Below are 13,379 nucleotides of genomic sequence, written 5' to 3'. Positions count from 1 at the left end.
AAATTTTGTTAAAGTAGCACTGTCATAGCATAAATTAGGAACAGTCATGGGGTTACGTTGGACCGATACCATGGATATCGCGATTGAATTATATGAAGCACATCCAGATGTTGACCCGCAATGGATTCGTTTTACCGATTTACACGCGTGGGTATGTGCTTTACCTGATTTTGAAGACGATCCGAATAAATCTACAGAAGGTTTGCTCGAAGCAATTCAAATGGCTTGGATTGACGAAGCCAGCTAATCCACGCTTTTCCATCAGCATATCGAAAAAATCCAGTTTTTTTACATTACAAAAGCTGATAATTGCACATTATTCGGTATAATGCGGCAAAATTTTCACGTCTAATTTGACTTAAGGAGCCGATCATGGCTATTGAACGTACTTTATCTATCGTTAAACCAGATGCAGTAGCTAAAAACCACATTGGTGACATCTTTGCTCGTTTCGAAAAAGCTGGTCTTAAAATCGTTGCGACTAAAATGAAACACCTTTCTCAAGCTGAAGCTGAAGGTTTCTACGCAGAACACAAAGAACGTGGTTTCTTTGCTGACTTAGTTGCGTTCATGACTTCTGGTCCAGTTGTTGTATCTGTTCTTGAAGGTGAAAATGCAGTTCTTGCTCACCGTGAAATCTTAGGCGCTACTAACCCTAAAGAAGCTGCTCCAGGTACAATCCGTGCTGACTTCGCTGTAAGCATCGACGAAAACGCTGCTCACGGTTCTGACTCAGTTGCATCTGCTGATCGCGAAGTAAACTACTTCTTCGCTCAAACTGAAGTTTGCCCGCGCACTCGTTAATCGAGACACTTCAAACCAGATAAGTGTTATACTGCTTATCTGGTTTTTTTATTCCCTTTAAATTTATTTGCTTGAATATTGAGCAATCTCCTTCTATCTTCGACATGGTTTAGGTAATTACACATGAGTACTGAAGTGGTCGTTTCATCTGCAACTTCTGATGAATCGCAACAACCTTTGTCCACTCCAACACAGCAACCTTCTGTGGAAAAAGTGAATTTACTGGGCATGTCACGTGCTGAGCTGGAACAATTCTTTGAAGCGATGGGCGAAAAGAAATTCCGTGCAGGACAGGTAATGAAGTGGATCCACCAATATTTCGTGACCGATTTTGCTGAAATGACCAACATTTCAGGCAAGTTGCGTGAAGAATTAGAGCGCGTATGTGAAATTAAAGCGCCTGAAGTTGTACACCGTAATTATTCTAAAGATGGCACACGTAAATGGGTGTTCCGTGTAGGTGATGGTGCTGGCTCATTGGTTGAAACCGTACTTATTCCTGCAGAAGATAAAACAGGTGCACGTAAAACTTTGTGTATTTCTTCACAAGTCGGCTGTGCGCTGGATTGCTCATTTTGTTCTACAGGTAAGCAAGGTTTCCAGCGTGATTTAACACCTGCGGAAATTATTGGTCAATTGTGGATGGCAAACTACTCTTACATGGAGGAAGTTCCAGTTGCAGAACGCGAGCGTACAGTGACTAACGTTGTAATGATGGGAATGGGTGAACCATTACTTAACTACGACGCGGTATTAAGTTCGATGCAGCTAATGCTCGACGATTTTGCTTATGGCATGTCGAAACGTCGCGTGACCCTATCAACTTCAGGTGTCGTGCCGAAAATTGACCAATTGGCACAAGACATTGATGTGGCATTGGCTATTTCATTACATGCCCCAAATGATGAATTGCGTAATGAATTGGTACCAATTAATAAAAAATATCCGTTGGATCAATTAATTGCAGCATGTCAGCGCTATTTGGCGAAAGATGGTAATGAAAGTGCACGCCGTCATGTCACCATTGAATATGTGATGCTGGATGGGGTGAATGATCAACCTGAACATGCACAACAGCTATTGAAATTGTTAAAGAATTTACCAAGTAAAATTAATTTAATTCCCTTTAATCCATTTCCACACGCACCATACGGGCGCTCAAGTCGTAACCGTATTATTTCTTTCCAAAAAACTTTGTCTGACGCTGGATTTGTGTGTACGATTCGTCAGACACGTGGTGATGATATTGATGCTGCATGTGGACAGTTGGTTGGTCAGGTGGCCGACCGTACACGTCGTGCAGAGCAGTGGAAGAAAAAAGTGGCTGAGCGGAATGAGATTTTGCGCTCAAAAGGATAATAAAGGGGCTGTCAATTGAGTAAACCCACCTACAAATTTGCATGTATAACAATGTTTTGTCTTTCTATGTCGTTGGTGGGTTGTATTACCACAACCACCTCATCGGCACCGGGGTTTAAAAAAGACCCCGAGAAAGCAGTAGAAGTGCGGACTCAATTGGCAGCGGAATATATTCGTAAGGGCGACCTAGATGCGGCAAAACGCGCACTTGATCAAGCATTAGAAATGGAACCACGAGATTCCACGGCGAATATGATGATGGGCGTGTTGCTACAGCAAGAAGGTAGCCCTGCCAATATGGAAAAAGCGGAGACACACTTTAAACGTGCAATTTCTGCCGATCCAAATAATGCGCAAGCTCGTAACAACTATGGTACGTATTTATACGTCGTAGAACGTTATAATGAGGCGATTGAACAATTAGCAATTGCTGGTTCGACCTTGGGTTATGATCAGCGATTCAAGGCATTGGAAAATTTAGGACGTATTTACTTAAAATTGGATGATACAGCAAATGCTGAAAAATCATTCAAGCAAGCATTGCAAGTAAATCCAAATTCTTATGTTTCAATGTTAGAGTTGTCAGAAATATTTTATTTAAGACAACAAATTCCTGCTGCTACACAGCTATATGAACAATTTGTTCGTTTGGTTGGGCAGAAAAATCAGAGTGCGCGTGCATTATGGATTGGTATTCGTATTGCACGAGCCAATGGCGATCAGATGGGGATGCAAGTGTTAGTTAATCAAATGCGTGCATTGTTCCCCGATAGCCAAGAATACACACGTTATTTGCAATTACAGTACAGTACTGAGGCCGTATGGAAGTAAATCCTAATTCACCGCAATCGAATGGTTCAAGCGTAGTACCTAATGCATTAGGAAACGTCCAGCGTCCTGGAGAATACTTACGCCAAAAACGTATTGCTCAAAAACGTGAATTAAGTCAAGTTGCTGCAGATTTAAAAATTCCTGTAAAAACTTTAACTGCATTAGAGCAAGATGAATATAAGTCTTTGCCAGAAGCGACCTTCATTAAAGGTTACTATCGCACTTATGCAAAATATTTAAATGTTGATGCAACCTCACTGATTCAGCGTTTTGATGAAATCTATGCCAATGATACAGGTATGGTGCCTAATCATGCCTTGGATAATTCACCAATCAAGATCATGGGCAAGTTGCCAGGCTCAAACAGTGAGCGTAACCGTAAGTGGTTAAAGCGATCTGTCATTATCATCATTATCTTGGTGATCTTGGCTGCAATTGTTGGCACGATTCAAAACTGGGGCTCATCGGGTTCGAATACAGAAAGCAGTGCGGCAGATGCAAATAAATCTGAAGTTGAAGTGTTGTCAGTGGGCGGTGCGACCGCAGTTTCAGGCGATCAATTGGTCTTGAATTTTAATCGTCCGACCTCAGTTCATATTGTGGATTCGACGGGTAAAGTTTTAGCCACAGGCCGTCAAGCCAGTACTTTAACTTTAAGTGGTGAGGCGCCATTCCAAATCCGTTTGGATGATGCAGCCGCAGTGTCATTAAGTTTGAACAATGAGCAGATTTCATTGTCACCATATACGGTAAATGGGAAAGCAGAATTCCGTTTATCTCGTTAATGGTGCCAGAGTAAATAATCATGATTGTAAACCCGATTCAACGCCGTACTACCCGCAAAATTCGTGTGGGTTCTGTTTACGTCGGAGGTGATGCTCCGATCAGCATTCAAAGCATGACCAATACTGAAACGTGTGATGTCGAAGCAACTGTTGCCCAGATTCAACGCTGTGCAGATGCGGGTGCTGACATTATGCGTGTTTCTGTGCCTTCGATGGAAGCTGCCGAAGCTTTCGGTGAAATTCGTAAACGCGTACAAGTGCCTTTAGTAGCAGATATTCACTTCGATTATAAAATCGCATTGAAAGTGGCAGATATGGGCGCGGATTGTTTGCGTATTAATCCGGGTAATATTGGCTCGGAAGCGAAAATTCGTGAAGTTGTTGCTGCGGCACGTCATCATGATATTTCTATGCGTATTGGCGTGAATGCGGGTTCATTGGAAAAAGACATTCAAAAGAAATATGGGGAGCCGACAGGCCAAGCTTTGCTTCAGTCAGCAATGCGCCATATTGATATCTTAGACCGTTTAAATTTCCATGAGTTTAAAGTTTCTGTGAAAGCATCGAATGTGTTTTTGACCATGGATGCCTACCGTTTGCTGTCTCAACAAATTGATAACCCATTACATTTAGGTGTTACAGAAGCTGGGATTTATCGTACGGGTTCAGTAAAATCAGCCATTGCATTGGGTGGTTTGCTCATGGAAGGCATTGGTGACACCATGCGTATTTCATTGGCAGCCGAACCCGAAGAAGAAGTTAAAATTGGTTTTGATATTTTAAAATCACTCAGCCTTCGTTCAAATGGCATTAACTTTATTGCTTGCCCAAGCTGTTCACGACAAGAATTTAACGTGATTTCAGTGATGCAAGCTTTAGAAGAGCGTTTGGAAGACATTCGTACCCCAATGGACGTATCGGTCATTGGTTGTAAGGTGAATGGTCCAGGCGAAGCCAAAGAGGCTGATATTGGCGTGGTGGGGGCAAGTCCACGTTCGCTTGTGTATCGTAATGGCGAGAAAAGCCATCTGATTGATACCAACCAGTTAGTTGATGAAATCGAAACAATGGTTCGTCAGCGTGTTCAAGAGCTTGAAGAAGCTAAATCTAAAGAGATCATTCGTAGTTCATCATGAGTTCAATTGTCGCAATCAAAGGTTTTAATGACATTCTTCCAACGCAAACACCTGCATGGAGACGTCTAGAGCAACATTTAGCATCGTTAATGGATGCCTATGGCTATCAACAAATCCGTTTGCCTATTGTTGAACAAACTAATTTGTTCAAACGTTCGATTGGTGATGCGACGGATATCGTTGAAAAAGAAATGTATACGTTCTTAGATAAAGGCAATCCGCCTGAGTCTTTGACACTGCGTCCTGAAGGAACGGCAGGTTGTGTACGTGCCATGCTTGAGCATAATTTACTCCGTGGCGCAACACCGCGTGTGTGGTATGTCGGACCAATGTTCCGTTATGAAAAACCACAAAAAGGGCGTTACCGTCAGTTCCACCAGTTTGGTGTAGAAACCTTTGGTGTGGCAACTCCTGATATGGATGCTGAGCTCATTTTGATGACGGCGCGTCTATGGAAACGCATGGGTGTGGCGGACAAAGTTCAGTTAGAGTTGAATACTCTCGGAGAGTCTGATGAGCGTGCGGCTTATCGTGCGGCTTTGGTTGAGTTCTTGGAATCGCATAAAAGTGATTTGGATGAAGACTCACAGCGCCGTTTAACCACCAATCCGCTACGTATCCTTGATTCTAAAGATGCAAAAACTCAAGCTATTTTAGAAAATGCACCGAAATTGCATGACTTTATGGGTGAAGAGACTTTACAGCACTTTGCGATTTTGCAGCAGTATTTAAGCGATGCAGGCGTTGAGTTTGTGATTAATCAGAAACTGGTTCGTGGTTTAGATTATTACAACAAAACTGTATTTGAATGGACGACTACACATTTAGGCTCACAAGGTACAGTGTGTGCAGGTGGTCGCTATGATGGTTTGGTTGGACAGCTTAAAGGAAAGGCAGATCAGTCTGTACCTGCGGTTGGTTTTGCTATGGGGATGGAGCGTTTATTACTTTTACTTGAACAAGTTGAAGATGCGACTCCAATTCGTGATTGCGAAATTTTCTTGGTGGCAGATCCTGCTTCTCAAGGTAAGGCTTTGGTATTGGCAGAACAACTCCGCAACCAGTTAGACGCAGCGCAAAGTTCATTACGTTTAAAAGTTGGTTCACAAGGTTCAATGAAAAGCCAAATGAAAAAGGCCGACCAGTCAGGGGCATTGTATGCCTTGATTTTGGGTGAGCGCGAGTGGGAAGCACAGCAGCTATTGGTCAAAACTTTGGCGACAGCGGAACAGTGCGAAGTCGCAATTGCTGATGTCGTACCATTCTTCATCGAAAAATTTTCTTCAAAATAAGAGTTAAATAACATTTAGGAAAAGGGTAATCAAATGAGCGCATCATTGAGTGAAGAACAACAACTTGAGAGTTTAAAGTCTTTCACTAAAAAGTATGGTTCGGCCATGATTAGTGGGATTTTAATTGCGTTGATTGCCTTTTTCGGTTGGGAATATTGGCAAAAGAAAAACCTTGCAGAATCGCAAATGCAAACTGCAAAAGTCCAACAATTGATGGATGATGCGCGTAATGTACAAGGCAATCCAAATGCAATGACTGAGTTGACAGAAGCTGCAGATAAAATTGTGAAGGATGCCCCTGATTCTGCGCAGGCCATTCAAACTCAATTTGTGATGGCAAAGTTGGCTTATGACAAGGGTGACTATGCTGGTGCAGAAAAAGCTTTGAAAAAGGTGGAAAACTCTAAAGTTAAAGATGAGGGTTTAACACAAATCGTAAAATTACGTTTGGCTTATGCACAGCTTGCACAAAACAAATATGATGATGCATTGAAATCTTTAGCTTTAGTGACCAACCCTGCGTTCAAAGCAACGGCTGATGAAGCGCGTGGTGATGTATATGTTGCTAAGAATGATGTAGAAAATGCGAAAAAAGCTTATCAAAGTGCATGGGATGCATTAATTGAGCGTAAACAAGAGCGCCAAATTTTACAAATTAAACTCGAAAGTGTTGGCGTTTTAGTAGATGATCCTGAAATTGAACGCCCAATTTTAGAAACACACGTGGATGAGTCTTAATGGATAGAAAATATAAAATACCGTTTGCACTAACAATTTTGACGCTGGCTTTAGTTGGCTGTTCAAGTAATAAAATTAAAGTTGAAGATGCCAAACCAAGTCCATTACCTAAACTTGAACAATCGAAAAGTTTAGCGCCAGTTTTTTCTGAAAGTGTTTCTTCGACCTCAGAAGCAGATCCATTACGTTTGCAATTGGACATCGATAATGGCGTAATTTTCATTGCTAGCCCTAAAGGTGAAGTCACCGCCTATCGTGGTAAAGATAAAGTTTGGAGCAAAAAAGTCTCTAAACAAGGTCTAAGCTCAGGTGTGGAAGCTAAAGATGGTCTAGTGATTGTTGGAAATCATAAAGGTCAATTGTTTGCTCTAGATCAAGCCACAGGTGAACAAAAATGGACTGCTCAATTAACAGGAGCAATTCTAGCACCTTCGTTGGTACAATCTGGTCGTGTGGTGACCGTCAGTAATGATGGAACTGTTTATGCGCATGATTTAGAATCTGGGCAGCAAGTTTGGAGCTATGATTTACCAAGCGTACAATTTAGCTTGCGTGGGACTTCAACGCCTGTAGCTCTCGATGCACGTACGGTATTGGTGTCTTCTGCAAATGCTTATGTCTATGCTTTAGATGTACTCAGTGGCGTACCTCGTATGCAACGTCGTGTGGCAGTGAGTGATGGTCGTTCTGACATTCAGCGTTTAAATGATGTTGATGGTGATCCAGTGGTAGCAGGTCAGCTTTTAGTGACCACCAGTTTCCAAGGGCAAGTGACTGCAACAGACTTGGCTTCACAACAAGTGATTTGGAGTGAAGATGCTAGCAGTACCAAACGTCCTGAAGTTGCAGACAATAAAGTTTTTGTAGCACAAGCAGATGGTAAGTTGACGGCTTATGATCTGGCGACAGGTCAACAATTGTGGCAAAATGAGCAACTTTTAAACCGTGAACTCAGTAATCCAGTACTGTTTGGTCAAGACCTTGTAGTAGGGGATTTAGATGGCGTATTACATCTGATTGACCCAAATTCAGGTCAGTTAATCGGTCGTGCCAAAACCAGTGGTGCTGTACGTACATTGCGTGTTATCGAAGGTCAACTCGCAGTCGCGACACGTAAGGGTACATTTAGCGTTTGGCAGAATCGTTAATTTTCGTCTGCCTTATGTTAAACTAAGCCAAATCCGTATTTTTAAACACGGGGTATTTGAGAAATTTCAATGCCCCGTGTTTTATTTAGTATTATTCTTAAATATCTTCCATTTTTCTGATGTTCAGACCAGTCTCACTGGCTGATCTTGAATAAAGGTTAAACTATGAAACCCGTAATTGCGCTCATTGGTCGTCCGAACGTCGGAAAATCAACTCTATTTAACCAGATAACTAAAAGTCGTGATGCTTTGGTGGCTGACTTTGCGGGTCTGACACGCGACCGTAAATATGGTGATGCTGTTTATCAAAATAAATCTTTCATTGTAGTCGATACAGGTGGTATTGGTGAAAATGAAGGTGGTATTGACTCTTACATGGCAGAGCAGTCTAAAACTGCGATTCATGAGGCTGATATCATTGTATTTGTGGTAGATGCGCGTGCAGGTCTATTGGCTTCTGATGAACAAATTGCACGTGAACTCCGTACTTTAGGTAAAAAAGTTTATCTTGTCGCAAATAAGGTGGATGGTGTACACGCGGAAGCCGCACTCGTCGAATTTTATAAACTTGGTATGGGTGAGCCACTGCAAGTAGCGGCAAGTCATGGTCGTGGCGTACAGCAAATGTTGGAAGACGTGTTACAGGATGTGCCTGAAGACGAGAACCCAGAAGAGCATGACAAAAACACAGGCTTGCGTTTAGCGATTATTGGCCGTCCGAACGTAGGTAAATCAACACTAGTCAACCGTTTGTTAGGTGAAGAACGTGTGGTGGCATTTGACCAGCCAGGTACAACCCGTGACTCTATTTATATCCCTTTCGAGCGTGATGGTCGTCAATATACGCTGATTGATACTGCGGGTGTGCGTCGTAAAGGTAAGGTCGATGAAATGATCGAGAAATTCTCGATTGTAAAAACCTTGCAAGCCATGAAAGATGCGCATGTGGTTGTCGTGGTGGTGGATGCTCGTGAAGGCATTGTAGAGCAAGACTTACACTTGATTGGTTATGCCTTAGAAGCAGGGCGTGCCATGGTGATTGCGATCAATAAATGGGACAATATGTCTGAGTATGATCGTAAGCAATGTAAGCTAGATGTTGAACGTCGTTTTGATTTTATTCCTTGGGCAAAAATCCACTTAATTTCTGCACTGCATGGTACGGGTGTAGGTGATATGTATCCATCGATCCACCGTGCCTATGAATCTTCACATTTGAAAGTTTCACCTGCCAAAATCACGCAAATTTTGAGTGATGCCGTGGATGCACATCAACCACCAATGGTGGGTGGTCGTCGTATTAAAATGCGTTATGCGCATATGGGCGGGCAAAATCCACCAACGATTGTGATTCATGGTAACAAAGTTGATAAAACCCCAGCAGATTACCGTCGTTACCTTGAAAATGTTTTCCGTCGTGTGTACAAACTTGAAGGTACACCAGTGAAAATTGAATTTAAAACTTCAGAAAATCCATTTGAAGGGCGTAAGTCACAAGTGGATGAACGTACTGCGGCACGTAAACGTCGTTATGTTCAGAAGTTCAAAAAAGCTGAGAAGAAATTCAAACGTTAATTTTCAGTTCATTTAAACGATGAAAAAGCCCAAAGATGACTTTGGGCTTTTTCTTTTGCATTCGGTTTCTTCTAGAATAAGCGTGTAAATAAAAAAGGAGATAGGCGTGACGAAATTGATTCATATCGAAGTCAGCCGCTTAGAGCAGATGATTCAGTTGCCTGCGGATTTGGAGCGTAAAGCCAAGATACAACAACAAAAACAGGCCATCTACCAATTTCGGAATCAGTTGCTCTCACAACATATGCAACGTGAGATCCAAAACGCAGATCTTTCTAAGACCGAATATGGCAAACCCTATTTGACTGAATTCCCTCAGGTTGCATTCAATCATAGTCATAGTCATAAACATTACGCCTTAGCACTTAGCCATACAGTGAGGCAGTTGGGTATTGATGTCGAAGATTTAGACCGACAAGTGCGTTTTGAGACATTGGCACAACATGCTTTTCATCCTGAAGAATTGCATGGTTGGGCAGAAGCAGAATATTCATCTGAATATTGGTTTAAGGTTTGGACCACCAAAGAAGCGGTATTAAAAGCATCTGGTTTAGGTATTCGTTTAAGCTTAAAAGAGTTAAATACGCATGTACATGCTATCAATCATGGGGGGATGTGTCAGCATCCTGAAATTGGTAGCTTTGCGTATCAGAATTATCATTTGGGTCAAATAATGTTAACGGTGGCTTGGCAGGCAGAGCCATCATGTCAGGGTTTCCAGTGGCCACTAATTCAAATCATTCAGCATTAAAAAAGCCCATCCGAGGATGAGCTTCAGTGTGAGCCTGTTGTTTAGGGATTAAGGAATTTCTTCCTCATCAAACTCAGGTTTAATCTGAACAATAAAGTCTTGACGGTTTAAACCACGCCATAGGGCATAAGCAGTTGCAATATAAATTGAAGAATATGTTCCTGCAAAGACACCGATAAACATTGCCACCGAGAACCAGCGTAGACCTTCACCGCCCATAATGAGCATCGCCACCACAACCAATAACAAGGTCATGGAGGTGTGGACAGTTCGGCGTAAAGTTTCAGTGAGGGCAATATCGATCACTTCACGAGGGGATGCACCTCGAATTTTACGGAAGTTCTCACGGATACGGTCTGATACTACGATGTTATCGTTGAGCGAGAAACCAATCACGGCAAGCACTGCGGCCAAAGTGGTCAGGTCAAATGGCCATTGCATGAATGCAAATACCCCTAAAATCACTAAAATATCGTGAAAGAGGGAGAGGATTGCGCCCACAGCCAATTTGAATTCAAAGCGAATGGTTACGTAGATCAACATCAAGATCAATGCAAGTGCAACGGCACCTGCAGAACGAACATAGAGTTCATTTCCAACTTGACCACCGACAGCATCGACTTTATGTAATGTAGCTGTGTTATTCGGTACTTGTACTGCTTGAGCCAAGGTGTTATTCAAATCTTCAACACTGGCTTTTTGCACAGGCATACGAATGAGTACGTCTGTGTTACTGCCTAGCGTTTGGACTACTGCATGTTCAAAGCCTGTAGCTTCAAGAGATTTAACAATTTGATCTTGGTCAACCGGTTTTGCATAGGTGACTTCCGCAGAAATACCCCCAGTAAAGTCCAAACCTAAGTTAAGACCATTCACGGCAATGAAGAAGATACTGGCAATGGTAATTAAAATTGACGCGAAAGCAGCAGGTTTGCTGATCTTCATAAAGCCAATTACACGCTCATTGTCAGGGCGACCATATTGTTTTGATTTGGGTTGAGTCATGTCAGTCATCATCGATCTCCTTAAATGCTCAACTTCTTCAAGTCACGCTTTTTGCCATAAATCAATTGTACGACTGCACGCGTCACCGTAATAGAGGTAAACATCGAGCAGACAATACCAATCATGTGGGTGACTGCAAAGCTTTTGATTGGACCTGAACCGATTGCAAATAAAATGAACGCGACAATAAAGGTGGTTAAGTTCGAGTCTAAAATGGTGTTATAAGCTCGATCATAACCCGCAATAATGGCTTGTTTAGGAGAAGCTCCCCATTTCATTTCCTCCCGTATTCGTTCACAGATGAGGACGTTGGCATCGACCGCCATACCAATGGTAATGATGATACCTGCAATACCTGGAAGCGATAGTGAGGCGCCAATCCAAGACATTACGGTCAGGATCATGGCAATATTGATCACTAAGGCTAAATTGGCAATTAAACCAAATAGACGGAAGAACACCACCATCCAGATTGCAACCAGTAAGAAACCGATTTGGGTGGATAAGACACCTTTATCAATGTTTTCTTGACCGAGGCTAGGACCAACCACACGTTCTTCAACAAAATACATTGGAGCGGCTAATGCACCTGCACGCAACATCAGTGCCAGTTCGGCTGCTTCTTGTGGTGAGTCTAAACCTGTAATACGGAATTGTGAGCCGAGTACGGCTTGAATCGTGGCGGCATTAATAACCACAGATTCTGCATACGGTGTACGGACTTCAGTTTGTGCACCAGTTTTCGGGTCTGTGACATAGCTGATTTTTTGTTTATTTTCGATAAACAACACCGCCATACGTTTACCCACAGAATTCCGTGTCGCATCAGCCATGAGCTTACCACCCGCGCTATCGAGGGTAATATTTACTTCAGCACCGCCAGTGTCCTGACTAAAGCCAGAAGAGGCATTTTGAACACGCTCACCTGTAAGAATACGATTACGGCTAAGTAATAATTCACGGCCACTATCAAGTGACTGATAAGCAAATACTTCCGTGCCTGGAGGTAATGGCTGACCATTATATTTACCCGTATATGGATCAATATATTGATCATTCTGGTCTGAAACCAGACGGAACTCTAAGTTCGCAGTACGGCCCAAAACACGCTTTGCTTCAGCGGTATCTTGTACACCTGGTAATTCAACCACAATACGGTTGCTACCTTGGGTTTGTACTAGTGCTTCTGCAACCCCTAACTCATTAATACGGTTACGCAGGGTGGTTAAGTTTTGGTTGACCGCATAAGATTGAATTTCTTGCTTACGTACATCGGTATAGGTTAAACGTAAGCTAGAGCCTGAATCTGATGCAATCGCTTGTTGAGCATATTCTTTGTTGTTGCTGCGCAAGAAATCCATCACTGCATCACGATCTGTATTGTTCGCAAATTGCAAAGTAATGGTATTGTTATTCAATGAAAGACTATTGAATTTCAATTTATTGTCACGCAATTGACGACGTAAATCGGTTGCAGAGGTTTCCATACGTTGGCTGATGGCTTTGTCCATATCCACTTCAAGCAAGAAGTGAACACCGCCACGTAAGTCCAAACCGAGCTTCATTGGTTTTGCACCAATTTTTTGCAACCATTCAGGTGTAGTTGGTGCAAGGTTCAGCGCAACAACGTAGTTATCTCCAAGACCACGACGCAAAGCATCTTTGGCTTTTAACTGAGCCTCAGATGAATCTAGACGGAGTAATGCAGCGTTATTGGTAAAGCTATTGTCATGCGTTGCAATATTTTCGCTTTTTAAAATTTGCTCTGCTTTTTGTATGATGCTTTGGTCAATTTGAGTACCAGCTTTGGCACCTGAAATTTGAACAGCAGGTTCATCAGGATACAAACTTGGCAGGGCATATAATGTACTGACTACGAGAACCACGAGAATCAGTAGATATTTCCATGCTGGGTAACGCATTTGTTTTCTTCTTAAAATGAAAAAGTCGTGCGG

General features: G+C 42.4%; 13 protein-coding genes. 11 read left to right on the top strand and 2 right to left on the bottom strand.

Features of this window, described 5'->3' with window-relative positions:
- The first annotated feature begins 46 nt into the window (after window positions 1-46).
- The 11 genes from iscX to I593_RS03580 all read left to right on the top strand — a co-directional run bounded on the left by iscX (window position 47) and on the right by I593_RS03580 (window position 10,419).
- On the top strand, window positions 47-247 hold the full coding sequence (gene iscX / locus I593_RS03630) for a Fe-S cluster assembly protein IscX (RefSeq protein ID WP_016166213.1): 201 nt from the start codon (window positions 47-49) through the stop codon (window positions 245-247).
- 125 nt (window positions 248-372) lie between these two features.
- Window positions 373-804, top strand: coding sequence for a nucleoside-diphosphate kinase (gene ndk / locus I593_RS03625; protein WP_016166212.1), 432 nt, complete (start codon window positions 373-375; stop codon window positions 802-804).
- Window positions 805-927: 123 nt separating this feature from the next.
- Window positions 928-2,163, top strand: a complete 1,236-nt coding sequence (gene rlmN / locus I593_RS03620; protein ID WP_016166211.1) for a dual-specificity RNA methyltransferase RlmN — start codon at window positions 928-930, stop codon at window positions 2,161-2,163.
- Window positions 2,164-2,229: 66 nt separating this feature from the next.
- Window positions 2,230-2,994, top strand: coding sequence for a type IV pilus biogenesis/stability protein PilW (gene pilW, locus I593_RS03615; RefSeq protein ID WP_016166210.1), 765 nt, complete (start codon window positions 2,230-2,232; stop codon window positions 2,992-2,994).
- Entirely contained in the window at window positions 2,985-3,779 is a 795-nt protein-coding gene (locus I593_RS03610) for a helix-turn-helix domain-containing protein (protein ID WP_016166209.1), read from the top strand. Before pilW ends, I593_RS03610 begins: the two co-directional genes overlap by 10 nt.
- Before the next feature lie 20 nt (window positions 3,780-3,799).
- The gene (gene ispG, locus I593_RS03605; protein ID WP_016166208.1) at window positions 3,800-4,915 is read left to right on the top strand and encodes a flavodoxin-dependent (E)-4-hydroxy-3-methylbut-2-enyl-diphosphate synthase; all 1,116 of its coding nucleotides are present in this window, start codon (window positions 3,800-3,802) and stop codon (window positions 4,913-4,915) included.
- Window positions 4,912-6,207 carry a histidine--tRNA ligase gene (gene hisS / locus I593_RS03600; RefSeq protein WP_016166207.1) on the top strand — a complete coding sequence of 432 codons (1,296 nt, stop codon included), beginning with the start codon at window positions 4,912-4,914 and terminating at the stop codon, window positions 6,205-6,207. Before ispG ends, hisS begins: the two co-directional genes overlap by 4 nt.
- Window positions 6,208-6,240: 33 nt before the next feature.
- Window positions 6,241-6,945: a YfgM family protein gene (locus I593_RS03595; RefSeq protein WP_016166206.1), complete on the top strand. Its 705-nt coding sequence runs from the start codon at window positions 6,241-6,243 to the stop codon at window positions 6,943-6,945.
- Window positions 6,945-8,093, top strand: coding sequence for an outer membrane protein assembly factor BamB (bamB, locus tag I593_RS03590; protein WP_016166205.1), 1,149 nt, complete (start codon window positions 6,945-6,947; stop codon window positions 8,091-8,093). The genes I593_RS03595 and bamB overlap by 1 nt, the downstream gene beginning before the upstream one ends.
- Window positions 8,094-8,258: 165 nt before the next feature.
- The gene (gene der / locus I593_RS03585; protein ID WP_016166204.1) at window positions 8,259-9,668 is read left to right on the top strand and encodes a ribosome biogenesis GTPase Der; all 1,410 of its coding nucleotides are present in this window, start codon (window positions 8,259-8,261) and stop codon (window positions 9,666-9,668) included.
- A 106-nt stretch (window positions 9,669-9,774) separates the two neighbouring features.
- Entirely contained in the window at window positions 9,775-10,419 is a 645-nt protein-coding gene (locus I593_RS03580) for a 4'-phosphopantetheinyl transferase family protein (RefSeq protein WP_016166203.1), read from the top strand.
- Between the two features lie 48 nt (window positions 10,420-10,467).
- On the opposite strand, the gene secF is transcribed toward I593_RS03580, so the two are convergent.
- Both secF and secD read right to left on the bottom strand, forming a co-directional pair.
- A complete protein-coding gene (gene secF, locus I593_RS03575) occupies window positions 10,468-11,436 on the bottom strand; it encodes a protein translocase subunit SecF (protein WP_154653730.1) in 969 nt (322 codons plus the stop codon).
- Between the two features lie 8 nt (window positions 11,437-11,444).
- On the bottom strand, window positions 11,445-13,346 hold the full coding sequence (gene secD, locus I593_RS03570; RefSeq protein ID WP_016166201.1) for a protein translocase subunit SecD: 1,902 nt from the start codon (window positions 13,344-13,346) through the stop codon (window positions 11,445-11,447).
- Between the last annotated feature and the right edge of the window lie 33 nt (window positions 13,347-13,379).

It is taken from the genome of Acinetobacter tandoii DSM 14970 = CIP 107469 (assembly GCF_000400735.1).
Taxonomy (GTDB): domain Bacteria; phylum Pseudomonadota; class Gammaproteobacteria; order Pseudomonadales; family Moraxellaceae; genus Acinetobacter; species Acinetobacter tandoii.
The sequence above is the reverse complement of the archived record's forward strand: the minus strand, read 5'-3'. Positions and strand labels throughout refer to the sequence as shown.